The following is a 22889-nucleotide window of genomic DNA, read 5'->3' as shown; positions in this document are numbered from 1 at the left end:
TACGCCTTGTGGGACTGTGGAAAAGCCCCGTTTCCGGGGCTTTCGTCACTCTCGTGATTACAGGCAGGCTCTGCAGCCGGCAGCGATGGACAGCGAGTTGCTTTGTTGGTTGCCGACACCCGCCGAGACGTTGGCACCGCCGTTGCCGGAGAAGCCGTTCATCGAGCCGGTCATCGACGCGTTGTTGATCACAGGGTTTTTCCAACCGTCTTTGGTCAGCACTTGCTTGGTCCAGACGCCGGAAAGTTCGATCGTGCCTTGTTCCTTGAAGGTGAACTTCTGATCGTCGTTATCGTGGCCACCACTGCGATCGCCGTAGCCATGATGACCACCGCCATGGTGATCGTCGTCGCCTTCGATCTTGCCGTAGCCAGTGCCTTTGTAGGTGCCCTTGGCGGAGAAAGTGCCTTCAAGAGTGTCCTTTTTGTAGGTACGCACACCCTTGTTGTCCACGTCCAGGCCAGTAGTGGTCTGGTCGGCCGAAGCCGATGCGCTGGCTACGCGTCCACCGGATACGGCGATTGCCAGGTTGTTTTTCTGCTGGTTGAAGTTGCCGGCAGTGACGTTGATGCCGATGTTGCCGGAGCCGCCGTTGCCTGCATTGTCGAGTGTTGCGTTGTTTTGCGTGGACCAGTTTTTCACATAGTTGTCGGTGTTGGTCTGGGTCGCGCTGGAGGTGGCTACCGCGCTGCCGAAGATGAAGCTTTCATCGGCGGTGGCCAGGGCGACGGCGTTGTCTTGTTGGTTGCCGTCGCCGGCAGCCACGTTGGCGCCCATGTTGCCGTTGGAGTTGTTCATCGAGTCGCTGGCGTCGGCGTTGTTGTTGGTGCCGCGGTTGGTGACGCTGTTGCCGGAGCTGTACTGCTCATCGACCACGGAAGCATTGGCGCCGGCGGTGATTTGCAGCAGGGTGTTGAGGTCTGGACCGCGTGGGTTGTGACCGCCATGACCACCGTGGTGACCATTGTGACCGCCATGGCCACCGTGACCGCCGTGATTGTCGTCATTACCACCTGCCTGTGCAGCCATTGCCATCACTGCGGCAAGTGCAAAAACCAGTGGCTTGAGAGCCATTGTAGGTTTCATGGTGTTTCTCCGTGCTTATTAGTTGGTTAAGTGTTGGTACTTTCCAATCGCACTGCTGCGGGTCAGTCAGCGACCCGTATGCTCAGGGTGTTAGCCATTCGGTTCCCCACCCCGGCACTCTGGTTCACCTGAATCACTCCCCGGCTGCCGGTGAAGGCCTGGTCGCTGGTAACGACCTGGCGGCTGCCTTTGGAAGCGTCAGTTGCTCCCGAGCCTGGTAACAGCGCCACGTTCTGTTGGGACAGGACGCTGTCGTCGATGCTTTGCGGCTGGGCACTGATGCTCACCCGCATTGCGTTGACCATCTGGTTGTTGGCGCCGGCTCCCTGATTCACGCCCAGGACGCCGTTGCCGTTGCTGAAAGCGTTGCCGCCGATGCTGCTGCTGGCGTCGATCGCGCTGCTGGCCGGTGTGCCGAGCTTCTGCCGGACCACGGTGGTGGCCTGGGCGTCGGTGCCGATGGCAATGGCGCGTGTGTTGGTCTGTTGCTGCTGGTCGCCGGCGGCCTGGTTGACGTTGAAGTTGCCGTTGTAGCGGGCGCCGGAGTTGTGAAGGGTGGCGGTGTCCACCGCCTGGATGCCTGGGGCGGCCATCACCGAAGCGCAGCCGAACAGGGCTAGCCATACGAGGGTACGAGTCATCTCATTGGCCTCCGGCCAGTCTGCCCAAAGGAGCCAGGCCAGAATTCAGGGAGCGGTTGATGGTGCCGGAGATGGCGCCACCGCTGCCGCCGCCGTGGCCGGCGCTCATGCCGGTCAGGCCATTGGGGTTGGTGACGGTGTTCAGCCCCTGCAGGTTGACGCCGTTGGGCATGACGCTGCCGCTGATCGTGGAGCCGCTGCTGACCCCGGCAAAATCGCCGTCGCTCAATTCGGTGTTGCTGGTCATCTGTTTGACCCGGGCCGATGGGTTGGCATTGACGGTGGTCGGGTAGGGGTCAGGATGCAGCGGAGGGCGGCCGACGGTATGAGGTTGCACGTCGCGGTCGAGAATAATCCTGCCGTCCCTGATGTCGCCGGCAGCCTGGACCGGGAGGCTGAGCAGCGAGCCGATGGCACAGCCGATCAGCAGGAGGCGGGTCAGAGCTGAATTGAGGTTCTCCACGGTAGCATTCCCTTCTTCTTTCGCTGGCCCTAGTCAGCGTTACGAGGGAGAGAGCAGAAGCCGTGCCGCTTTTCGATTGTTTCAAAAATTCAACAGGTTACGAATAACCAGGCGTGTTGCCGGGGCAGGGGTGTTTCAACGATGAGACTCGTGTCGCCTTCGACAGCCCGGTATGGCCGTGGCGAGGCTCTGGATCGGGGGCTCGCGGCGGGTTGTATCAGCGCTTTAACAGGTGGATGAAGGACAACAAGAAGCCCTTTGATTTGGCCGTTCTGCACAGCGGCGGGTGTTTCAGGGATGGACGTTTTTCTCGCCAACAGAGGAAAAAACGCGGACAGGAAAGGGATTCGCCTAACCCTGAAGTAAACGCTCGACCCGCTCGAATGCCTGTTGTCGACGGGCTTCCCAGTCGCCGCGAATCACTTCGAAGGGCTGCTGGTGTTGCACCAGCCAATCACCGGTGGCCTTGAAGAAAGCCAGGCGCTCGCTCAGTTGGGGTTGGCAGCGCTGGCCGTCGTTGCTCCAGCCGACATCTTCCGGCGAGAGGAGCAGGTGCAGATCATAGCGGCGAGCCAGCAGCTCGGGCTCCAGCCAGTCCGGGCAGGCGCCGAACAGGGTCTGGCTCCAGAGCATGTTGCTCAGCAGGTGCGTGTCGAGAATCAGCAGCGGCGGCTGTTGCGCCCGGGCCTGGTCCTCCCAGGCCAGCTGGCCGCGGGCGATCTCCGGGATATCCGCCAGGCAGGTGTCGCGTCGCTGCTGCTCGATGAAATGGCGGACGTATTCACCCACCTGGATGCCACCGAAGCGCGCCTGCAAGTGGCCGCTGAGCCAGCTTTTGCCGCTGGACTCGGGGCCGGTCAACACCAGGACCTTCATGCCGGGCGCAACGCCGGGTCGGCCCGCCAGGCGCGCCAGCCCTGCACGGCCAGCAGGGTGAACAGCCCGTACAGGGCCGCCGTCAGGTACAGGTCCTTGTAGATGAACAGGCCGACAAAAATCACGTCGACGGCAATCCACAGCGGCCAGCATTGCACGCGCTTCTGCGCCATCCACCATTGCGCCACCAGGCTGAAGCCGGTCAGCGCGGCGTCCAGCCAGGGTTGCGCGGCATCGGTCCAATGGGCCATGGCAGCCCCCAGCAGCAGGCTGCCGATGGCCCCGAGGCTCAGGCCGAACAGCATCGAGCGGGGTGCCAGCAGGCTGACCGGACGCCCCTGATGGCTGGCGCCACCGCGGGTCCACTGCCACCAGCCATAGAGTTGCAGGGCGGCGTAGACCACTTGCAGCAGCATGTCCGAATACAGCTTCACCTCGAAGAAGATCCAGCTGTACAGCAGCACCATGACCAGGCCGATCGGCCAGCACCAGGGGTTCTGCCTGACTGTCAGCCAGACGGCGATCACGCCGAGTGCGGCGGCGAACAGTTCAAGCCCGGACATGAAAACTACCTGGAAGCGGAGGAGGGTGCGGATTGTAACCAGAAGCGGCCTTGCATGTTAGTGAAGGCCGGCAACCGTGGCGGGGCGAAAACCCCGCCACGGCCAGCTTCAGACCCGGAACTGGCGCAACAGGCCGTTGAGCTGCTCGCTCAGTTCCTTGAGGTGCAGGCTGGCGGCACTGGATTGCTCGGCCGCCAGGGCGGTGCTGTGGGACAGGCCGGCGGCCTGGGTCACGTTCTGGTTGATGTCTTCGACCACATGGGCCTGTTGCAACGTGGCGCTGGCAATCGAGGCGTTCAACCCGTTGAGGTTGCGCAGGGCCTGGCCGATGGCGTTCAGGCTTTCACCGGCCAGCCCGGCCTGCTCGATGGTCTGTTGCGAAGCCCGGCTGCTGTCGCCGATAACTTTCACCGCGGCTTCCGAGTGCCCCTGCAGGCGTTCGATCATCGACTGAATCTCGGCGGTGGACTTCTGCGTCCGCTGGGCCAGCAGGCGCACCTCATCGGCCACCACGGCGAACCCACGGCCCTGCTCGCCGGCACGCGCGGCTTCGATCGCCGCGTTGAGCGCCAGCAGGTTGGTCTGCTCGGCGATCGAGTGGATCACCTCCAGCACGCTGCCGATCTGGGTGCTTTCCTGGGCCAGGGTGCGAATCACTTCCACGGCCTGGTCGATGGTGCCCGAGAGCCGATCGATCTGTTGCAGGCTGCCGTCGATATTGACCTGGCCCTGCTGGGCCTGGGCTTCGGCGTCGCGCATCTCGCTGGCGGCATGTTCGGCGTTCTTCGCCACGTCCTGTACGCCGTAGGTCACTTCGTTGATGGCGGTGGCCACCAGTTCCATCTGCTGCGACTGCTGCTGGCTGCGTTCCTGGGCCTGGCTGGCATTGTTGCCCAGGTCGGTGGAAGACTGCGCCAGGGCCGAGGCCGACACCTGCAACTGGCTGACAACGAGACGCAGCTTGGCGGTGAAGCCGTTGAAGTGCCGGGCCAGTTCGGTGACTTCGTCCTGGCCGTGGGTGTCGAGGGTGCGGGTCAGGTCGCTTTCGCCGCTGGCGATATTGGCCATGGCGTGCACGGTTTCCTGCAGCGGGCGGACGATGCTGCGGGCGATCAGCAACACCAGCAGGGCCATGAGCAGGGCAATGGCGATGCCGACGACCGACGCCTTCACCACCTGGCTGCGGAACTCGGCCTGCACGTCATCGATGTACACCCCCGAACCGATGATCCAGCCCCAGGGCTGGAACAGCTGGACATAGGAGGTCTTCTGCACCGGCTCGCTGGCGCCCGGTTTCGGCCAGCGATAATTGACCATGCCGGCGCCCTTGGCCTTGGCGATGGCCACCATTTCGTTGAACACGGCAAAGCCGTCCGGGTCGCGAATGGCCGCGAGGTTCTGGCCGTCGAGCTTGGGGTTGGTCGGGTGCATGACCATGACCGGGGTCAGGTCGTTGATCCAGAAGTAGTCGTTCTGGTCGTAGCGCAGGTTGCGTATGGCGCTCAGCGCCTGCTTCTGCGCCGTCGGGCGATCGAGGCTACCGGCGCTTTCCAGGCCCTGGAAATAGGCCAGCACGCCGTTGGCGGTCTGCACCACGTGCTGGGTCTTCTGCGCCTTGGCCTGGTACAGGTCGTCGCGGATCTGCTTGAGCATCAGCATGCCCAGGGTCATCAGCATCAGTACCGCCACAATCAGGATCAGCCACAGCCGGCGGCTGATCGACATTCTGCGTAAGCTGTTCATGAATCTGTCACTCCCGATTGTTGTTCTTGTAATAGAAACATCCCGTACATCCGTCATGCGCTCCTTGCAGTCCGGTCCCGCTGATTCTCTCAACGCGACAGCGTTTATCGCGTCTGTCTGCTAGGATTTCGGCCTCATCGCGAAAAACCTGAATCCGGCTGATTTTTCACGGAATTTTCAGGGGCGATGATGATCCTATTGCGGCTGCGAATCCGCGACGCACGCGTCAGTGAACATTGAAGAAAAACTATGAGGCATGCCACGGCATGACCTTCGGGGGATTGATGGAGCTTTGGACCGCCGTACAGGCATTGATTTTAGGGATTGTGGAAGGGCTGACGGAGTTTTTGCCCATCAGCAGCACGGGCCACCAGATTATCGTTGCCGACTTGCTCAACTTCGGTGGCGAGCGCGCCATGGCTTTCAACATCATCATTCAGTTGGGGGCCATTCTCGCGGTGGTCTGGGAGTTTCGCCGCAAGATCCTCGACGTGGTGACCGGCCTGCCGACCCAGCGCAACGCCCAGCGTTTCACCATCAACCTGCTGATCGCCTTCCTGCCGGCCGTGGTGCTGGGGGTGATTTTCGCCGATCTGATCCATAAGTACCTGTTCAACCCGATCACCGTCGCCACGGCGCTGGTGGTGGGGGGCGTGGTCATGCTCTGGGCTGAACGCCGGCAGCATGAAATACATGCCAACACGGTGGACGAGATCAGCTGGAAAGATGCCTTGAAGGTCGGTTTCGCCCAGTGCCTGGCGATGATTCCAGGCACCTCGCGCTCGGGCTCCACCATCATTGGCGGCCTGTTGTTCGGCCTGTCGCGCAAGACCGCCACTGAGTTCTCGTTCTTCCTGGCGATGCCGACCATGGTCGGTGCCGCGGTCTACTCGGGCTACAAGTACCGCAATCTGTTCCAGCCGGACGACCTGCCGGTGTTCGCCATCGGCTTCATCACTTCGTTCATCTTCGCGATGATCGCGGTCAGGGGCCTGCTCAAGTTCATCGCCAACCACAGCTACGCGGCGTTTGCCTGGTACCGCATTGCCTTCGGCCTGGTGATCCTCGCCACCTGGCAGTTCGGTTGGGTCGACTGGACCGCGGTCCATTCCTGATGAACGCACGCAATCAGAACCGCCCCGGCGAAGCCGCCGGGGCTCGGATCCAGCAGCCACGGCTCAAGGCGGTGGTTTTCCTGCTGCTCTGTGCCTTACCGCTGTGCGGTTCGCTGCTACTGGGCGTGAAGGGGATTTCCTGGGTGCCGCTGGCGGCCTACGGCGCGGTCAGCGTGCTGACGTTCTTCCTCTACTGGAGCGACAAGCGCAAGGCCCGCAGCGACAGCTGGCGGACCCCGGAAAACGTCCTGCACGCCGTGGAACTGGCCGGTGGCTGGCCAGGTGCCTTGCTGGCGCAGCAGGCGTTTCGCCACAAGACCCGCAAGCTGTCCTATCAACTGGTGTTCTGGCTGATCGTGCTGCTGCACCAGGTGTTCTGGATCGACCGGCTGTTTCTCGAAGGCAGCCTGTTCTCGCTGTTCTAGGTTCTTTACGAAAAGTCGGCGAGCGAAGGTCATGCAAGGCAAAAACAGGCGAGGAAGCGGAGTTTAGGGGCCTAAATGAGCATTCCGATCGGACTCGCGCACGAGCCTGTTTTTAACGCAGCATGACCGAGCGCAGCCACTTGTCGTACAGAACCTAGAGTAACAACCCGACCTGGACCCGCTTGGGCAGCTTGCTCACCACCAACTGGTGCGAACGCTGCAGCAAGTCCCGCAGTTCGCCGGCGCCCAGCGGGTAGGGCGTCTGCATGATGATCCAGTGCGCCCGGGCCAGGTACGGCGCCGGGCCGATGCCGGGACGGTCGACATGGCCGAGGAACAGCTCCTTGTCCACCTTGAACGCCAGTGACTCGCCCCGCAGGTTCTGCAGGGCGAACATCTTGTTGCCGGCCACGGAAAATACCCGCACGCCGCCCCATTTGTAGTCTTCGCGCGCGCCTGGCAAGTCCAGGCAGAATTGCGCCACATCCGCTTCAGTCATGGTTTTTTCCTTTTGTCGCGCTGTCACAGTGTGCGGTCTCCACAGCCTTTGAACGCTTCGCTGACATGCTCGATCCACGCCCTGACCGCTGGCAATACACCGCGCCGGTGAGGGTAGACCGCCTGCAGCCAGCCGCCGGGCAACGACCATTGCGGCAGCAGTTGCACCAGTTGCCCGGTCTGCAGTTCTTCCTCGCAATACATCATCGGCAGGATGGTACAGCCAAGGCCGGCGAGGGCGCAGGAGCGACGCACCAGAAAATCGTCGATGCCCAGGCGCGCCTCCAGGACCAGGTCGCATTTCTCGCCCTGGGCGTCGAGCATGCGCAAATGCACCATGCGGTCGGCCTCCAGGGCTCCCAGCACCGGCACCTTGTGCAGGTCTTCGGGGCTGTGAACTGGCCATTCCCGGGCGAACGCCGGGCTGGCGACCATCACGGTCTGCGCCTGGCGCAGACGCCGGGTCACCAGCAAGGGGTCTTCGTCGCCATGCTCGCGAACCCGCAGCGCCACGTCGATGCCTTCGGCGACCACGTCGACCCGGCGGTTGAGCAACTGCATCTCCAGCTGGACCTGGGGATATTGCTCGAGGAACGAGCTGATGACGCTCGGCAACATATGATGGGCCAGGCCCACCGGGCAGGACACCCGCAGGCGCCCGCGAGGTTCGCTGGACATGCTGGCCACGGCCTCGTCGGCCATTTCCGCTTCCAGCAGCATGGCCTGGCAGTGACGCAAATAACGTTCGCCGACCGCGGTCAGCTTCAATTGGCGGGTGGTGCGTTGCAGCAACCGGGTGTGCAGGCGTTCTTCCAGTTCGGCGATACGCCGCGACAAACGGGATTTGGGCACCCCCAGTAAACGCCCGGCGGCGGCGAAGCCACCGGCTTCCACCACCTTGGCAAAGTAATAAAGATCGTTTAGGTCTTGCATATCCTGACTCGACTGTCCTGCTGATGGGACAAGCTATCGCATTTGTGCCGACTAATCAGCTATTGGTTTCATCTGTAGGATTGTCCTCAATTGATCGCCCGGTGGCGATCCTCACTTGGAGAATCCCAGATGAAACTGTTGCATATCGATTCGAGCATCCTTGGTGACAACTCGGCTTCCCGTCAGTTGAGCGAAAGCGTGGTCAAGGCCTGGAAAAACGCCGATGCCAGCGTTGAAGTGACCTACCGCGACCTGGCCGCCGATGCCATCAGCCACTTCAGCTCCGCCACCCTGGTGGCCGCCGGCACCCCGGCCGAAGTGCGCAACGCTGCCCAGCAGCACGAAGCCGAACTGAGCGCTTCGACCCTCGCCGAATTCCAGGCCGCCGACGCGGTAGTGATCGCTGCGCCTATGTACAACTTCACCATCCCGACCCAACTCAAGGCCTGGATCGACCGCATCGCTGTCGCCGGCCAGACCTTCCGTTACACCGAAGCCGGCCCTGAAGGTCTGTGCGGTGGCAAGAAAGTCGTGGTGGTCTCCACCGCGGGCGGCCTGCACGCCGGTCAGGCCACTGGCGTGGCGCACGAGGATTACCTGAAAGTGCTGTTCGGCTTCCTCGGCATCACCGACATCGAATTCGTTCGCGCCCACGGCCTGGCTTATGGCGACGAAGTCCGCAACAAGGCCCTGAGCGACGCCCAGGCGCACATCAGCGAGCAACTTTTCGCTGCCGCGTAAGGCTTGTGTAAAAGTCGCTTACGCCCCAGGCAAGGCCCTTTAAACTCTGTATTCTGTTGCCCTCCAGGCAGCGGAATACGGAGTTTTTCGTGTTCGCGTTTTTTATTCTGGCGCGGGTTATGCAGCGGGTTATGCAGAGAGTGGGTCATACGTTGGTTTGACCCGGCCCCGATAACCTCAGGTATCAGGCCAGCGAAACAGTGAACCGGCGTTTTCATCAGGTAGGGAAGGTGGTGCATCCATGATGCGTCTTTGGGCAATGTCACTGATCTGCCTGCTCGGCGGCCCGATTATCGTGCACGCCGCGCCCGCGCCCCATCCGCACTGGAGCGTGGGCTTCCACGAGATGAGTTTTCTCGACCCGCTGGACCAGCAGCCGATGCGCGCCATTGCCTTCTATCCCTCCACCGGCATCGAACACAGCAGCAAGGTCGAGGGTTATCAGATCGCCGCCTCCCGGGATTCGAAGGTCGCCATCGGCCGTTTTCCGCTGTTGATGCTGTCCCACGGCAATACCGGCACGCCGCTGGCCCTGCACGACCTGGCCACCTCGCTGGCGCGCAAGGGCTTCGTGGTGGTGGCGGTGATTCATCCGGGCGACAACTACAAGGATCACAGCCGGCTGGGGACCCTGAGCAATCTCTATGGCCGGCCGATCCAGATTTCCGAAGCCATCACCGCGACCCTGGCCGACCCGATGCTGTCGCCTTTCGTCAACGCCGGGCAGGTCGGGGTCATCGGTTACTCGGCCGGCGGCGAAACCGCGTTGATCCTGTCCGGAGCGACCCCCGACCTGGACCGCCTGCGCCGCTACTGCCAGGAGCGCCCTGACGATCACGATGCCTGCAATACCCAGGGCGAGCTGATCGTCGATCGCGACGACCTGCAACCGGTCGCCGACCCGCGGGTCCATGCCTTGCTGCTGATGGCGCCGCTGAGCCTCAAGTTCGGGCGCCAGACCCTGTCCGGCGTGCATGTGCCGGTGCTGCTGTACAGCGGCGACGTCGACAAGCTGGTGGCCCTGGACAAGAATGCCGCGGCGTTGGCCCGCAAGCTGCCGGTCGCGCCGGACTTCAGGCTGTTGGCCGGGGCCGGGCACTTCGTGTTCATGGCGCCGTGCACCGAGGAGCAGTTGCTGAGCATGCCGGCCTTGTGCACTGACGCCGACGGCGTCGACCGCGAGGACATCCACCGCAATCTGATCGCCGAGGCCGGCCGCTTCTTTGCCCAGGCCCTGGGCAAGCCGAGCCGGGCCGGGATGCAGACCGCGGATCAGTGACTCAGGCGTCGGCCCGGCGCTTGAGCAGCAGGGTCAGGCCCAGGGCGCCGAGCGACAGCAGCGCCGCGCAGAAGAAAATCCACGAATAGCCCAGGTTCAACGCCACCGCGCCCATCAAGGGCCCGGCAATCGCCAGCGCCAGGTCGAAAAACACCGCGTAGGCGCTCAGGCCGGCGCCGCGGCTGGTGCTGGGCACCTGCTTGATCGCTTCCACCCCCAGTGCCGGGTACACCAGTGACAGGCCGAAGCCGGCGAGCCCGGCGCCGATCATGGCGAACGCCGTCGATGGCGCCAGCCACAGCAGGATCAGGCCCAGGGTCTCGATGCTCATGCAGGCGATGGCTGCGCGATAGCCGCCAAACCGGCTGATGCTGGAGATGAACAGCAGGCGCGAGAGGATGAAGCACACGCCAAATACCGTCAGGCAATAGGCCGCGCCGGTCCAGCCGCGGCTGAGGTAGAACAGGGTAATAAAGGTGGTCAGGGTGCCGTAGCCGATGGACGCCAGGCTCAGGCCGGCGCCGTACGGCGCGATACGGCCGAACACCGCGCGAAACGACAGGCGCTCGCCACGGATCACCGGCACCGATGGCTTGTTGCGGATCAGCAGCAGGGCCAGGGCCGCCAGCAGCGACAGGGCCAGCCCCAGGCTTTCGAAACCGTAGTCGGCGACCATCACCACCCCCAGTGGCGCGCCGATGGCAATCGCGCCATAGGAGGCGATGCCGTTCCAGGAAATCGAGCGCGCGGTGTGCTCGGCGCCGACCTGGCCCATGCACCAGCTGATGGTGCCCACGCCGATCAGGCCCTGGGCCATCCCCAGCAGCAAACGTCCCAGCAACAGGACGCCCAGGCTGACCAGCGGCAATGTTTGCAGGAGGGTGGACGCCAGGGTCAGCAGCCCGCTGAGGAAAATCCCCGCCAGGCCGTAGACGATCGCCCGTTTGGTGCCGATGTTGTCCGACAGGCGCCCGGCCATGGGCCGGCTGAGGAGGGTGGCCAGGTACTGCGAGCCGATCGTCAGCCCGGCCACCACCGCGCTGAAGCCCAGCTCGCCGTGGACGTAACCCGGCAGCACCGCGATCGGCAGGCCGATGCAGAGAAACGCGATAAAGGTATAGAAGACGATAGCGACGATCTGCAGGGTGATCGCCATGGAGCTGGGCACGGGCTGTTGTTGCGCAGACATGAGGGCTCGTTCGCGGGCGGGCGGTTGGAGAACCGCATCATGGCGCGGGCCGGAAATAAAAGGAAGCAGGCTAACGATTTCTTTATGGCCGGGTATTTGCGGTGCCAGGGACCAGCTCAGCGCAAGTCGCTGCTTTTATATAAGGCATAAAAAAGCCCCGTCACCAGGACGGGGCTTGCAGACTGGCAACCAGCGGGCGTTCCTTAGAACACCACGCCCTGGCTGCGCAGGTAGTCGTCGTAGGTGCCGCTGAAGTCGGTCACGCCGTTCGGGCTCAGCTCGATGATGCGAGTGGCCAGGGACGACACGAACTCACGGTCGTGGCTGACGAAGATCAGCGTGCCCGGGTAGTTTTCCAGGGCCAGGTTCAGCGCCTCGATGGATTCCATGTCCAGGTGGTTGGTCGGTTCGTCCATCACCAGTACGTTGGGCTTTTGCAGGATCAGCTTGCCGAACAGCATGCGACCTTGCTCGCCACCGGAGATGACCTTGACCGACTTGAGGATCTCGTCGTTGGAAAACAGCATGCGGCCCAGGGTGCCACGGATGATTTGCTCGCCCTGGGTCCACTGGCCCATCCAGTCGAACAGGCTGACGTCGTCTTCGAAGTCATGGGCGTGGTCCTGGGCGTAGTAGCCCAGCTCCGCGCTTTCGGTCCACTTCACCGAACCGGCGTCCGGGGTCAGCTCGCCCATCAGGGTGCGCAGCAGGGTGGTCTTGCCGATGCCGTTCGGGCCGATGATCGCCACGCGCTCGCCGGCTTCGACGGTGAAGCTGAAGTTCTTGAACAGGGTCTTGCCGTCGAAGCCCTTGGACATCTGCTCGATGGTCACGGCCTGGCGGTGCAGCTTCTTGGTCTGTTCGAAGCGGATGAACGGGCTGACGCGGCTCGATGGCTTGACCTCGGCCAGCTGGATCTTGTCGATCTGCTTGGCGCGGGAGGTGGCCTGCTTGGCTTTCGAGGCGTTGGCCGAGAAGCGGCTGACGAAGGTCTGCAGCTCGGCGATCTGGGCTTTCTTCTTGGCGTTGTCCGACAGCAGTTGCTCGCGGGACTGGGTCGCCGCGGTCATGTACTCGTCGTAGTTGCCCGGGAACAGGCGCAGCTCGCCGTAGTCCAGGTCGGCCATGTGGGTGCAGACGCTGTTGAGGAAGTGACGGTCGTGGGAAATGATGATCATGGTGCTGTTACGCGCCGTCAGAATCGTTTCCAGCCAGCGGATGGTGTTGATATCCAGGTGGTTGGTCGGTTCGTCGAGCAGCAGCACTTCCGGATCGGAGAACAGCGCCTGGGCCAGCAAGACCCGCAGCTTCCAGCCCGGAGCCACTTCGGTCATCGGGCCGAAATGCTGTTCCAGGGGAATGCCCAGGCCCAGCAGCAGTTCACCGGCGCGGGATTCGGCGGTGTAGCCGTCCATCTCGGCGAAGTCGGTTTCCAGCTCGGCCACGGCCATGCCGTCTTCTTCGCTCATTTCCGGCAGCGAGTAGATGCGATCGCGCTCGGCCTTGACCTTCCACAGCTCTTCGTGACCCATGATCACGGTGTCGATCACGGTGAATTCTTCGTAGGCGAACTGGTCCTGGCGCAATTTACCCAGGCGAACGTTCGGCTCCAGCATGACCTGGCCGCCGGACGGCTCGAGGTCGCCGCCGAGGATTTTCATGAAAGTCGACTTGCCGCAACCGTTGGCGCCGATCAGGCCATAGCGGTTGCCGCCGTTGAACTTGACCGAAACGTTCTCGAATAGCGGCTTGGCGCCGAACTGCATCGTGATGTTAGCTGTGGAGATCAATTACTTTACCTATCAAGGGGTTGCGAGCATCGTGTGGGCTCTTGGGCCATTCCCGGGGCATTCTGGAGCTTTTCCATTTCGCCAGGGTCGAGCCAGGGTCGAGCCAGCGAGCATAAGTAGACAGCAACATCTGGACGCTATGGCCAAGTTGCTGGGCAATAAAGGTGGGAGGTCATGTTGGAATTTGGCGCGCATTGTCGCATATGTGCGCCGGCAGTTGTATGACAGTGACCCACGGATTTTTCATCCAGGCCGATAAGCGTCAGGCGTTGTAAAAAACACCGCGGCGGATTTGTCCCGGGCAATGCGACTTAGGTCGTGCCACGGCGGACGGACACATTTTCACAAATCGGAGTTAACCTTTGGTTACAAACTGTGGCTAAAATGCTGACCAGTTGCCACATGCCATCATTGGCATGGGCTCAAGGACGTGCCTTCAGGACCTCTTATCGCTTTCGGACGCTGCATATGACCCCGGCCCAGGTGGCCCACGTGGGGGCGCAGTATGTTCTCTTCTGACATGTGACGATTTCCGTGAAACTCATCATTGCCGCTGTTTACGTTTTATCCATCGCGTATGTGCACCTGCGTGGTCGCGTGCGCCATAAACTGGGCCGCCAGCTGAGTGATCACTCGACCTTCCTGGCGCCCATCAACTGCTTCCTTTATCTGTTCTCGAAGATCCCTAACCGCCCGTTTCTCGATCCGGCCGACTTTCCCGATCTGAGCCCGTTGCAGGCCCACTGGGAAGAAATCCGCGCCGAGGGCCAGAGCCTGCTCAGGGCCGGGGAGATCAAGCGTTCGGAGCAGTACGACGACGTCGGCTTCAACTCGTTCTTCAAGAGCGGCTGGAAGCGCTTCTACCTCAAGTGGTACGGCGACAGCCATCCTTCGGCGATGAAGCTGTGCCCGCGGACCACCGAACTGGTGCAAAGCATCGGCTCGATCAAGGCGGCGATGTTCGCCGAACTGCCGCCGGGCTCGAAGCTGGTGCGCCACCGCGACCCTTATGCCGGTTCCTACCGTTACCACCTGGGCCTGGAAACGCCCAACAGCGCCGGTTGCTACATCAATGTCGACGGTGAGCGCTATCACTGGCGCGACGGCGAAGCGGTGATGTTCGACGAGACCTACATCCACTACGCGGAAAACACCACCGAGCAGAACCGCATCATCCTGTTCTGTGATGTCGAGCGGCCGATGAAGTACCGCTGGGCCGCCGCCTTCAACCGCTGGTTCAGCCGCACCGTGATGGCCGCCGCCGGTTCGCCCAACGATGCCGGCGACCGCACCGGGGGCCTGAACCGCGCCTTCACCAGGCTGTACAAGATCCGCCTGCGCGGTAAAGAGCTGAAAAAGCGCAACCGCAAGCTTTATTACCTGGAAAAGTGGGCGATCTTCGCTGCGCTGTTGCTGCTGTTCATCTTCATCTGATTCGCCCCTGATCGCGGGCAAGCCTCGCTCCTGCATGGGTTCTGCAGGAACGAGGCTTGCCCGCAATCATTTCCTCAAGGCTTGTCCGCCCCCAATTGCTGCCACATCTTCGCGGTGATCCGCTGCCGATGGGCGTAGCCGTGCCATGGATCCTCGGTCAAGGCCTCCAGGCGCTGACTCAGGTTCGCCACATTCCACTGCTGGGCATGCCGGACATCGCCCAGCTCATCCCGCGCGATCGGCACCGAGACCGGCAGCCCGGGGCGGGCCCGTACCGAATAGGCGGCCACGGTGCTGGCGCCGCGGGTGTTGCGCAGGTAATCGACGAAGATTTTGCCGACCCGGTTTTTCGGGCCCATGATCGCGGTAATGCGCTCCGGTAACTGCTGCGCCATGAATTGCGCGATGGCCTTGGCGAAACCCTTGACCGTGTCCCAGTCGGCCTTGCGCGCCAGCGGCACGATCAGGTGCATGCCTTTGCCACCGCTGGTTTTCAGGAAAACCTGCAAACCCAGTTCATCGAGCACCGAAAGGGTCAGTTGGGTGGCCTCCAGCATGCTTTTCCAGGGCAGGGCCGGGTCCGGGTCGAGGTCGAGCACGAACAGGTCCGGGGTTTCGATCTGGTCGTGGGTCGCGCCCCAGGTGTGCAGCTCGAGGGTGCCCATCTGCACCGTGCCGATCAGCGCCGCAGTGCTGTCGATTTCCATCAGGCGCGCGTGGCCGGGGTCCAGCGCCGGGTCGAGGTGGCGGATATGGGGGATGGCCAGGTGCTCGGCATGTTTCTGGAAAAACTGCTCGCCTTCCACCCCTTCAGGGGCCCGCAGCAACGACACCGGCCGGTCGCGCAGGTGCGGCAGGATCTGCTCGTCGATGCTGGCGTAGAACTGCGCCAGTTGCAGTTTGGTGGTGCCAGACTGCTTGTCGATGACCCGTTCAGGGTGGGTGATCCTGACCCCGGCGACGCTGTGGGCGGCCGACTTATCCGAACGGGCGGGCGTGCTCTGGCTGCGGGTCTCGACGGCCTTGGAGGTCTGCGGCCGTTCGCGGACGATTTCCCTGGCCGGCTTATCGCTGCGCAGGGCGATGAACGCCGCCTGGCGCACCACCTGCTCGCGGGTCCACTCGGCAAACTCGGCTTCGGCCACCAGTTGCGGCTCGATCCAGTGCACGCCGCGGGCCTGGGCCGAGGTCAAAGGCTTGGCCAGGGGCGATGAATCCCGTTCAAGTTCCTGCATCCGCTCATGCAGCTGCTTCAAGGTCTTCTGGTCGAAACCGGTGCCGACCCGGCCGGCGTACACCAGCCCGCTCGCGTCGTTGACCCCCAGCAGCAGGGCGCCAAAGCCGCTGCGCGAACCTTGCGGCTTGGTATAGCCGACCACCACGAACTCCTGGCGCAGCCGGCATTTGAGCTTGATCCAGTCGGCGCTGCGGCGCGACACATAGGGGCTGCCGGCCCGCTTGCCGATCACCCCCTCGAGGGACAGGGCGCAGGCGCTTTCGAGGACGTCCTGGTGGTGGGCGGCAAAGGCTTCGGAAAAGCGCAGGACCTTGCTCGATTTGCGCCCGAGCGCCTGCTTGAGCGCCTGACGGCGTTCCTCTACCGGCGTTTCGCGCAAGTCCTCGCCCTGCAGAAAAGGCGCATCGAACAGGTAATAGATGATGTCCACGCTGCGGCCGATATCGAAGGCGTTCTGCAGCGCCTGGAAGTCCGGCAGGCCTTCGTCGTTGAGCACTACCATTTCGCCGTCCAGCCAGCTGTCCTTGAGTTTCAGGGCGGCCAGGGCCTTGGCTTGCTGGGGCAGGCGGCTGGTCCAGTCGTGGCCGTTGCGGGTCAGCAGGCGCACCTCGTCGTCCTGGATTCGCGCCAGGATCCGGTAGCCGTCGAACTTGATCTCGTAGCGCCAGTCGCCGCTGGGCGCCTTGTCCACCAGGGTTGCCAGCTGCGGCGCCAGGCTTTGCGGCAGGACCACGGCTTTTTCCCCCGATGGTTTCTTCGCGGCTTTTTTTGCGGCCTGGGGTTTGGCGCTGGCGGCTGTGCTGTCGCCCACCGTGGCACCGCTGAGCACGCTTCTGGGCAGGGCCTGGACCACGTCGTACTCGTCGCTCGGTCGCGCCTGGGCATCCTGCTCCTTGATCAGCAGCCACTGTTCCTTGTCGCCGCTGCCGCGCATATGGGTGCGCACCAGGGTCCAGTCGCCGCCAAGCTTCTCGCCGATCAGGGTGAACTTGAGCTTGCCCGCCCGATAGCTGGCGGCGGGGTCGTCATGGGGTTGCCAGACGCCATGGTCCCAGACGATCACGTCGCCGGCGCCGTATTGCCCGGCGGGGATGCTGCCTTCGAAATTGCCATAGCTCAGCGGGTGGTCTTCGACATGCACCGCCAGGCGTTTTTGCCTGGGGTCCAGGCTCGGACCCTTGGGCACCGCCCAGCTTTTCAGGCTGCCGCCCAGTTCCAGGCGAAAGTCGTAATGCAGGTTGCGCGCATCGTGCTTCTGGATCACGAAACGCAGGGCCGAGGCGGACTTGGCGGAGGGTTTGTCCGCCGCCGGCTCCGAGGTGATCGCGAAGTTGCGCTTGCGCTGGTATTCACTCAGGGATTTGGCCATGACCCACTACCTCGTATGGCGAGCCGCGTGGTTCAGGCGCGGGAGCTCTTCGTGGTTTTCCTGGTCTTGCCGGGTTTGTCCGGGCTGGCTGGCGCCTTGCTCCTGGATCTGCTTCCCAGGCTGCGCTTGAGCATCTCGGTCAGGTCGATGACATCGGCGCTCTTGCGTTGCTCTTCGCCAGCGGCGCTTTCCACGTCCTCGATCTTGCCGGCCTGGGCCTTTTTCTCTACCAGGGCCATGATCTTGTCGGTGAAGCTGTCGCGGTATTCCTCCGGCTGCCAATCGGTGCTCATGTCCGCCACCAGGCGCCTGGCCATGTCCCGTTCGCCCTTGGCCAGGTCCGGGTGAGTCACCTCCGGCCCCAGGGCCAGTTCGTCGAGGCTGCGCACCTCGGCCGGCCAGCGCAGCATCACCAGCACCAACGCCGACTCCAGCGGCATCAGCGCCGCCAGATGCTGGCGGGTGTGCAGCACCACCAGGGCCAGGGCGACTTTCGAGGTGCTCTGCAGGGTTTCGCGAAGCAGCGCATAGACCTTGCCGCCACGTTTGTCCGGAGCCAGGAAGTAGGGGGTGTCGATGTTCTGCAGCGGGATCTGCTGGCTGTCGACGAAGGCGAAGATGTCGATGGTCTGGGTCGACAGCGGGTGGGCCGAGCGGATTTCGTCCTCGCTGAGCAGCACATAGCGGCCTTTTTCGTAGGCCACGCCCTTGACGATATGTTCCTTGGTGACTTCCTTGCCGGTGACTTTGTTGACCCGCTTGTAACCCACCGGGTCCATGGTGCGCTGGTCCAGCCAGTCGAAGTCCACGCCCTGGGAGGAGGTCGCCGAGACCAGCGCCACCGGAATGTGAACCAGACCGAAACTGATCGCGCCTTTCCAGATTGCCCGTGCCATGAGCCTGTCCCCGTATTGACTGTGGAATCGCCATGCAGCGACTGGTTTTCAGGTGACCCGTGGTGCGGCGCGAAAGTTTCCCCGGGGTGCCGGCCTGCATAGGGCAAGCCGATAACTCGTGTTACATGTCTGGCGGATTATTTAATTAACAAGGCCGAACGCGCGACGTAGCCTGGACTCGAATGCGATAACTCGTCGCCATCCAAGAGGGTCGCCATGAACAATCTGCTTCGCGCTCTTGTCGCTTTTGCACTAATGAGCGGGGCCAGCGCCGTGGCGTTCGCCGCGCCTCAGGCGGCGCATCCGGACAGCAGCCCAACGTCCGCCATGCTGTTGGCGCAGAACCTGCCCGGCAGTAACAACAACCCCTACAACAGCCCGATACGCCGGGCCAACCCCAACAGCATGCAGGGCACCCAGCCCAGCACCCCGGCTGTCCGTGGGGTTAATCCAGTACCTGTGCAACGCCCTCCGACCCTGGAGAACGGCGGTATCGGCAACGGTTACCCGCGCACCATCACCCAGCCACGGATCATCGATCCGACACCTGTGACCCCACCGCGTAACCAACAGCAGCGATAAACGCTGACCGTCCGAGGCCGATGCCGGCCCCGGGCGGAACCCTTTTTATCGACAGAAGGAATTGTGCATGTTGCGTAAAACCCTCTTGGCAACCGTCTGTGCCAGCCTTGTTCTGAGCAGTGCGCTACCGGTCGCGGCCGCCCCCAGCCAACCGTTGCAGAGCGAGCTGGGCCCCCTCAGCGTGACCCCGCTGGTCGAAGGCCTGGACCACCCCTGGGCCCTGGCGTTCCTGCCGGACCGCCAGGGCATCCTGGTGACCGAGCGGCCGGGCAACCTGCGGCTGGTCGGCGCCGACGGTAAGCTCTCGGCGCCCCTGGACGGCGTGCCGCAGGTCTGGGCCAAGGGCCAGGGTGGCTTGCTGGATGTGGTGCTGTCGCCGGACTTCAAGCAGGACCGCCTGGTCTACCTGTCCTACGCCGAAGGTGGTGGCGAGGGCGGCACGGCGGGGACGGCGGTGGGGCGCGGACGGCTGTCCGAGGACCTGAAGACGCTCAAGGATTTCCAGGTGATTTTCCGCCAGGCGCCCAAGCTCTCCACCGGCAACCATTTCGGTTCGCGCCTGGTGTTCGACCGCGACGGCTACCTGTTTATCACCCTGGGGGAAAACAACGAGCGCCCGACTGCCCAGGACCTGGACAAGTTGCAAGGCAAGATCGTGCGCCTGTATCCGGATGGCCGGATCCCGCAGGACAACCCCTTTGTCGGCCAGCCGGGCGTGCGCCCGGAGATCTGGTCCTACGGCCACCGCAACCCCCAGGGCGCGGCGCTCAACCCCTGGAGCGGCACCCTGTGGGATAACGAGCACGGGCCCAAGGGCGGCGACGAAATCAACCTGATCGAGCGTGGCAAGAACTACGGCTGGCCCCTGGCGACCCACGGCATCAACTATTCCGGTGCGCCGATTCCTGAAGCCGAGGGCAAGACTGCCCCAGGCACCGTGGGCCCGCGGCATGTCTGGGAGAAATCCCCCGGCATCAGCGGCATGGCCTTCTACGACGGCGACCGCTTCAAGGCCTGGCAACACAACCTGTTCATCGGCGCCCTGGCGTCCCAGGAGCTGATCCGCCTGCAATTCGACGGCGACAAGGTGGGCCACGAGGAGCGCCTGCTGGGTGAGCTCAAGGAGCGCATCCGCGACGTGCGCCAGGGGCCGGACGGTTATCTGTATGTGCTGACCGACGAGGACAAGGGCAGGTTGTACAAGGTTGGCCTGGAATAACCCAGTCCCCCTTGCTCCTACAGAGGCACTGCGGCCGGGTAGAGGATCACCGCCGCCTGCAGCTTGCCACTGCCGAAACGGCACATCTTGGCGAACTCGCCGTGGCTCACCGGCAGGTGCTGGCAATCCATCGGCTGGCGGTGCTGGCTGTGGTCGACATCGGGATCGTGCAAGTAGACGAAGTCTTCGTCGCAGTCGGTGACCATCACCCAATGCGGGGCCTTGGAGCGGGTCAGGCGGTAGCTGCTGATCAGCACCAGGGGCTGGCCGCCGTCGGCCAGCAGCTTCGGCAGGTCCAGCGGGCCGCCCAGCACCTGCAAGACGTCGCTGCTATCCAGCTGGGCGCAGAACTCCTCATGCACCAGGCGCATGACGTCTTTTTTATGCTCGTCGCGCACCCCGCCGAGAAACAGCGGCCCCCGGGTATTGACCTGCAGCCTGACCCTGAAGCCCCGGCGCCACGCGGCCAGCGCTAGCCCCTGGGGGCTGCAGCCGCCGTGGCCGGAGGTCATGAACACGGTGGTCGCCTCGCGCCACAGCTGCAGTTCTTCGCGGCGCTCCAGGGCGCGCCCGGGTTGCAGCGCGGCCATGGCCATCAGCAGGCAGGCCGGGCCGCAAGTGAAGTCGGTGGTCTGCTGGTAATAGGGCACGCGGATGGTGCGGGTCTCGCGATGCTGCAGGATGCGCTTTTCCAGGCGCAGGGCATCGGCGTGGTCCTTGTAGTAGTCGTGCAGCACGGCGAAGCGCCGGTAGCCGCTGCGTTCGTACAGGGCGATGGCCGTCGGGTTGTCGCTGCGCACCTCAAGCCGCAGGTAGGCGCAGTCATGCTCCCGCGCGCGGGCTTCGATCCGCTCCAGCAGGCGCTTGCCCAGGCCCAACCCGCGGGCCTCGACCGCGATGGCGATCGAGTACAGGCGGGCCAGGGACGTACCGCGATGGAACAGCACCAGGGCATAACCCAGCAGCTGTTGCGCCTGCTCGGCGACGATCAGGCACGCATGGGCGCGGCTGATCATCCACTGGAAGCTGCGCACCGTCAGGCGATCGGTGGTGAAACACTGCTGTTCCAGTCGCACTAAAGCAGGCAAGTCCTCAGGTGTGGCAATGCGAAAGACAAGATCCATATAACCGCCGTAAAAGTTGCGTAACGAAACGAGACTTTCGAAAAAGTTCGTGCTTAATAGAAAAGGTCTTGTTCTTAAGCGGATCAAACATTATGTCAGCGGTACAAGGTCATTGGCGTGGAGTATCCGAGCAAAGTCTGCCGGCGACAATAACTCCGGTTAATTATTTTTCAGCGATGAGTGAAACTTCCAGTCAGTTGCTGATTATTGTCGAGCGCAAGGAAGATTGGGCCTCCTATTTTCCCAGCGAAGACATCCTCAGCGCTCAGGAGTACCTGGAACAGACCCGTGAAACCCAGCCCGGCAAGCGGGTCCAGGTGATCAACCTGTGTCGCAGCTACAAGTACCTGGGCCACGGTTACTACTGCTCGCTGCTGGCCGAGGCGCGGGAGCACAAGGTGATTCCCTCGGTGCGCACCATCAGCGAGCTGACCCGTAAATCGCTCTACGGCCTGGCCCTGGACGACCTGGATAAAACCCTGGAAAAGGCCCTGAGCAATCATCTTTACAGCGATACCGAAGGTTTTACCCTGACCCTGTACTTCGGCAAGACTCATATCGAACCGTTACAGGAGTTGGCGCGACAGTTATTCGAAGTCTTTCCTTGTCCGATATTGCTGGTGGACTTCAAACGAACTAACGGTTGGCATATCGAAGGCGTGAAGTCCGGTGCCTTACATAAGTTGCGCGAAGACCAGGAAGATCAATTCGCCCATTCCCTGGACAGTTTCAGTCGCAAGATCTGGCGCATGCCGCGCTCGAAAAGATTGGCCCGCTATGACCTGGCGATCCTGCATGACCCGCAGGAAGCCTTGCCACCTTCCAACGCCCGGGCGCTGGAGAATTTTGTCCGGGTCGGCAAGGGCCTGGGCATCGACGTCGAACTGATCGAGAAGAAGGATTACTCGCGTATCGCCGAGTACGACGCCTTGCTGATCCGCGAGACCACCAGCGTCGACAACCACACCTACCGTTTCGCCAAGAAGGCCGAAAGCGAGGGCCTGGTGGTGATGGACGACCCGGCCTCGATCCTGCGCTGCACCAACAAGGTCTACCTGACCGACCTGCTGAAAAGCCACCAGCTGGGCATGCCCGCCACCGAGATTCTCTACAAGGAACGACCGGAAGACTTCGAGCGGGTCGGCGAGCGTTTGGGTTTCCCCTTGGTGCTGAAGATTCCCGACGGCTGTTTCTCCCGCGGGGTGATCAAGGTCGAGAGCCAGCAGGCGCTGCTGGAGGCCACCGCCGAGCTGTTCGAGCATTCGGTGTTGCTGCTGGCCCAGGAGTTTTTCTACACCGAGTACGACTGGCGCATCGGCGTGCTCAACCGCAAGCCGATCTTCGCCTGCCAGTACTTCATGTCCAAGGGCCATTGGCAGATCTACAACCACAAGGCCAAGGGCCAGGACATCAACGGCGAATGCCGCACCCTGGCGGTCCACGAGGCGCCGCGGGCGGTGGTGGAACTGGCGGTGAAGACCGCCAACCTGATCGGCGACGGCCTGTACGGCGTGGACCTCAAGCAGTCCGGCGACAAGGTGGTGGTGATCGAAGTCAACGACAACCCCAACCTGGACGCCGGCATCGAAGATGCCTACCTGCGCGACGACCTGTATTCCCTGGTGCTCGAGGAGTTCGTCCGCCGCCTGGAGCTCAAGCGCCGCGGGCAGGCCTGGTGAACGGCCG

21 protein-coding genes and 1 pseudogene are annotated in these 22889 nt (G+C 62.9%); 8 read left to right on the top strand and 14 right to left on the bottom strand.

Annotated features, from left to right (window positions below):
- Window positions 1–57: 57 nt before the first annotated feature.
- The 6 genes from CRO75_RS11465 to CRO75_RS11440 all read right to left on the bottom strand — a co-directional run bounded on the left by CRO75_RS11465 (window position 58) and on the right by CRO75_RS11440 (window position 5372).
- Window positions 58–1086 (bottom strand): heme utilization protein, encoded by a 1029-nt coding sequence (locus CRO75_RS11465; RefSeq protein ID WP_097135351.1) that lies wholly within the window; start codon window positions 1084–1086, stop codon window positions 58–60.
- A gap of 62 nt (window positions 1087–1148) precedes the next feature.
- Entirely contained in the window at window positions 1149–1727 is a 579-nt protein-coding gene (locus tag CRO75_RS11460; protein WP_097135349.1) for an adhesin, read from the bottom strand.
- Window position 1728: 1 nt separating this feature from the next.
- On the bottom strand, window positions 1729–2190 hold the full coding sequence (locus CRO75_RS11455; RefSeq protein WP_097135347.1) for a hypothetical protein: 462 nt from the start codon (window positions 2188–2190) through the stop codon (window positions 1729–1731).
- Between the two features lie 351 nt (window positions 2191–2541).
- Window positions 2542–3066, bottom strand: a complete 525-nt coding sequence (locus CRO75_RS11450; protein ID WP_097135345.1) for an AAA family ATPase — start codon at window positions 3064–3066, stop codon at window positions 2542–2544.
- Window positions 3063–3629 carry a nicotinamide riboside transporter PnuC gene (gene pnuC / locus CRO75_RS11445; RefSeq protein ID WP_009043772.1) on the bottom strand — a complete coding sequence of 189 codons (567 nt, stop codon included), beginning with the start codon at window positions 3627–3629 and terminating at the stop codon, window positions 3063–3065. Before pnuC ends, CRO75_RS11450 begins: the two co-directional genes overlap by 4 nt.
- Window positions 3630–3737: 108 nt before the next feature.
- A complete protein-coding gene (locus CRO75_RS11440) occupies window positions 3738–5372 on the bottom strand; it encodes a methyl-accepting chemotaxis protein (RefSeq protein WP_097135343.1) in 1635 nt (544 codons plus the stop codon).
- Window positions 5373–5656: 284 nt separating this feature from the next.
- Here CRO75_RS11440 and CRO75_RS11435 point away from each other — a divergent pair, with 284 nt between their 5' ends.
- Window positions 5657–6487: an undecaprenyl-diphosphate phosphatase gene (locus CRO75_RS11435; RefSeq protein ID WP_097135512.1), complete on the top strand. Its 831-nt coding sequence runs from the start codon at window positions 5657–5659 to the stop codon at window positions 6485–6487.
- Window positions 6487–6912 carry a DUF1294 domain-containing protein gene (locus CRO75_RS11430; protein WP_009048895.1) on the top strand — a complete coding sequence of 142 codons (426 nt, stop codon included), beginning with the start codon at window positions 6487–6489 and terminating at the stop codon, window positions 6910–6912. Before CRO75_RS11435 ends, CRO75_RS11430 begins: the two co-directional genes overlap by 1 nt.
- Window positions 6913–7066: 154 nt before the next feature.
- Here the strand turns inward: CRO75_RS11430 and CRO75_RS11425 are convergent, their stop codons facing one another.
- Both CRO75_RS11425 and CRO75_RS11420 read right to left on the bottom strand, forming a co-directional pair.
- Window positions 7067–7411 (bottom strand): MmcQ/YjbR family DNA-binding protein, encoded by a 345-nt coding sequence (locus CRO75_RS11425; RefSeq protein ID WP_062825815.1) that lies wholly within the window; start codon window positions 7409–7411, stop codon window positions 7067–7069.
- Between the two features lie 23 nt (window positions 7412–7434).
- Entirely contained in the window at window positions 7435–8343 is a 909-nt protein-coding gene (locus CRO75_RS11420; RefSeq protein WP_097135342.1) for a LysR substrate-binding domain-containing protein, read from the bottom strand.
- A 129-nt stretch (window positions 8344–8472) separates the two neighbouring features.
- On the opposite strand from CRO75_RS11420, the gene CRO75_RS11415 reads away from it, so the two are divergent.
- Together CRO75_RS11415 and CRO75_RS11410 are read left to right on the top strand one after the other, a co-directional pair.
- Window positions 8473–9084, top strand: coding sequence for an FMN-dependent NADH-azoreductase (locus CRO75_RS11415; protein ID WP_053261073.1), 612 nt, complete (start codon window positions 8473–8475; stop codon window positions 9082–9084).
- A gap of 241 nt (window positions 9085–9325) precedes the next feature.
- Window positions 9326–10363 (top strand): hypothetical protein, encoded by a 1038-nt coding sequence (locus CRO75_RS11410; RefSeq protein WP_007926435.1) that lies wholly within the window; start codon window positions 9326–9328, stop codon window positions 10361–10363.
- A 1-nt stretch (window position 10364) separates the two neighbouring features.
- On the opposite strand, the gene CRO75_RS11405 is transcribed toward CRO75_RS11410, so the two are convergent.
- From CRO75_RS11405 to CRO75_RS33200, 3 genes and pseudogenes are all read right to left on the bottom strand, one after another.
- Window positions 10365–11552 (bottom strand): MFS transporter, encoded by a 1188-nt coding sequence (locus CRO75_RS11405; protein ID WP_097135340.1) that lies wholly within the window; start codon window positions 11550–11552, stop codon window positions 10365–10367.
- 203 nt (window positions 11553–11755) lie between these two features.
- Window positions 11756–13342, bottom strand: coding sequence for an ABC-F family ATPase (locus CRO75_RS11400; protein WP_009043780.1), 1587 nt, complete (start codon window positions 13340–13342; stop codon window positions 11756–11758).
- 5 nt (window positions 13343–13347) lie between these two features.
- A pseudogene (locus tag CRO75_RS33200) lies at window positions 13348–13564 on the bottom strand (integrase); the annotation flags it as partial.
- Between the two features lie 312 nt (window positions 13565–13876).
- Here CRO75_RS33200 and lpxO point away from each other — a divergent pair.
- On the top strand, window positions 13877–14776 hold the full coding sequence (gene lpxO / locus CRO75_RS11390; RefSeq protein ID WP_097135338.1) for a lipid A hydroxylase LpxO: 900 nt from the start codon (window positions 13877–13879) through the stop codon (window positions 14774–14776).
- Between the two features lie 74 nt (window positions 14777–14850).
- Here lpxO and ligD read toward each other — a convergent pair whose 3' ends face one another.
- Together ligD and CRO75_RS11380 are read right to left on the bottom strand one after the other, a co-directional pair.
- The gene (ligD, locus tag CRO75_RS11385; RefSeq protein WP_097135336.1) at window positions 14851–17382 is read right to left on the bottom strand and encodes a DNA ligase D; all 2532 of its coding nucleotides are present in this window, start codon (window positions 17380–17382) and stop codon (window positions 14851–14853) included.
- Window positions 17383–17414: 32 nt separating this feature from the next.
- Entirely contained in the window at window positions 17415–18278 is an 864-nt protein-coding gene (locus tag CRO75_RS11380) for a Ku protein (RefSeq protein WP_097135334.1), read from the bottom strand.
- A gap of 216 nt (window positions 18279–18494) precedes the next feature.
- Here CRO75_RS11380 and CRO75_RS11375 point away from each other — a divergent pair, with 216 nt between their 5' ends.
- The gene (locus CRO75_RS11375; protein ID WP_085530915.1) at window positions 18495–18860 is read left to right on the top strand and encodes a hypothetical protein; all 366 of its coding nucleotides are present in this window, start codon (window positions 18495–18497) and stop codon (window positions 18858–18860) included.
- A 67-nt stretch (window positions 18861–18927) separates the two neighbouring features.
- The gene (locus CRO75_RS11370) at window positions 18928–20079 is read left to right on the top strand and encodes a PQQ-dependent sugar dehydrogenase (protein ID WP_097135332.1); all 1152 of its coding nucleotides are present in this window, start codon (window positions 18928–18930) and stop codon (window positions 20077–20079) included.
- A gap of 17 nt (window positions 20080–20096) precedes the next feature.
- Here the strand turns inward: CRO75_RS11370 and rimI are convergent, their stop codons facing one another.
- Window positions 20097–21203, bottom strand: coding sequence for a ribosomal protein S18-alanine N-acetyltransferase (gene rimI, locus CRO75_RS11365; RefSeq protein WP_097135330.1), 1107 nt, complete (start codon window positions 21201–21203; stop codon window positions 20097–20099).
- A gap of 176 nt (window positions 21204–21379) precedes the next feature.
- Between rimI and CRO75_RS11360 the strand changes: the two genes are divergently transcribed.
- Window positions 21380–22882 carry a RimK family protein gene (locus CRO75_RS11360; RefSeq protein WP_177409741.1) on the top strand — a complete coding sequence of 501 codons (1503 nt, stop codon included), beginning with the start codon at window positions 21380–21382 and terminating at the stop codon, window positions 22880–22882.
- The last annotated feature ends 7 nt before the right edge of the window (window positions 22883–22889 follow it).

It is taken from the genome of Pseudomonas sp. LAMO17WK12:I10 (assembly GCF_900215185.1).
Classification (GTDB): Bacteria; Pseudomonadota; Gammaproteobacteria; order Pseudomonadales; family Pseudomonadaceae; genus Aquipseudomonas; species Aquipseudomonas chlororaphis.
This window is presented reverse-complemented; position numbering and strand designations above follow the sequence as displayed.

Bases quoted from the DNA above. Each gene is read 5' to 3' on its own strand.
- CRO75_RS11370 (WP_097135332.1), top strand. From the start codon at position 18,928: ATGTTGCGTAAAACCCTCTTGGCAACCGTCTGTGCCAGCCTTGTTCTG.
- CRO75_RS11440 (WP_097135343.1), bottom strand. From the start codon at position 5,372: ATGAACAGCTTACGCAGAATGTCGATCAGCCGCCGGCTGTGGCTGATC.
- CRO75_RS11450 (WP_097135345.1), bottom strand. From the start codon at position 3,066: ATGAAGGTCCTGGTGTTGACCGGCCCCGAGTCCAGCGGCAAAAGCTGG.
- CRO75_RS11460 (WP_097135349.1), bottom strand. From the start codon at position 1,727: ATGACTCGTACCCTCGTATGGCTAGCCCTGTTCGGCTGCGCTTCGGTG.
- CRO75_RS11430 (WP_009048895.1), top strand. From the start codon at position 6,487: ATGAACGCACGCAATCAGAACCGCCCCGGCGAAGCCGCCGGGGCTCGG.
- ligD (WP_097135336.1), bottom strand. From the start codon at position 17,382: ATGGCCAAATCCCTGAGTGAATACCAGCGCAAGCGCAACTTCGCGATC.
- CRO75_RS11410 (WP_007926435.1), top strand. From the start codon at position 9,326: ATGATGCGTCTTTGGGCAATGTCACTGATCTGCCTGCTCGGCGGCCCG.
- CRO75_RS11435 (WP_097135512.1), top strand. From the start codon at position 5,657: ATGGAGCTTTGGACCGCCGTACAGGCATTGATTTTAGGGATTGTGGAA.
- pnuC (WP_009043772.1), bottom strand. From the start codon at position 3,629: ATGTCCGGGCTTGAACTGTTCGCCGCCGCACTCGGCGTGATCGCCGTC.
- CRO75_RS11420 (WP_097135342.1), bottom strand. From the start codon at position 8,343: ATGCAAGACCTAAACGATCTTTATTACTTTGCCAAGGTGGTGGAAGCC.
- rimI (WP_097135330.1), bottom strand. From the start codon at position 21,203: ATGGATCTTGTCTTTCGCATTGCCACACCTGAGGACTTGCCTGCTTTA.
- CRO75_RS11405 (WP_097135340.1), bottom strand. From the start codon at position 11,552: ATGTCTGCGCAACAACAGCCCGTGCCCAGCTCCATGGCGATCACCCTG.
- CRO75_RS11375 (WP_085530915.1), top strand. From the start codon at position 18,495: ATGAACAATCTGCTTCGCGCTCTTGTCGCTTTTGCACTAATGAGCGGG.
- CRO75_RS11380 (WP_097135334.1), bottom strand. From the start codon at position 18,278: ATGGCACGGGCAATCTGGAAAGGCGCGATCAGTTTCGGTCTGGTTCAC.
- CRO75_RS11425 (WP_062825815.1), bottom strand. From the start codon at position 7,411: ATGACTGAAGCGGATGTGGCGCAATTCTGCCTGGACTTGCCAGGCGCG.
- CRO75_RS11465 (WP_097135351.1), bottom strand. From the start codon at position 1,086: ATGAAACCTACAATGGCTCTCAAGCCACTGGTTTTTGCACTTGCCGCA.
- CRO75_RS11360 (WP_177409741.1), top strand. From the start codon at position 21,380: ATGAGTGAAACTTCCAGTCAGTTGCTGATTATTGTCGAGCGCAAGGAA.
- CRO75_RS11415 (WP_053261073.1), top strand. From the start codon at position 8,473: ATGAAACTGTTGCATATCGATTCGAGCATCCTTGGTGACAACTCGGCT.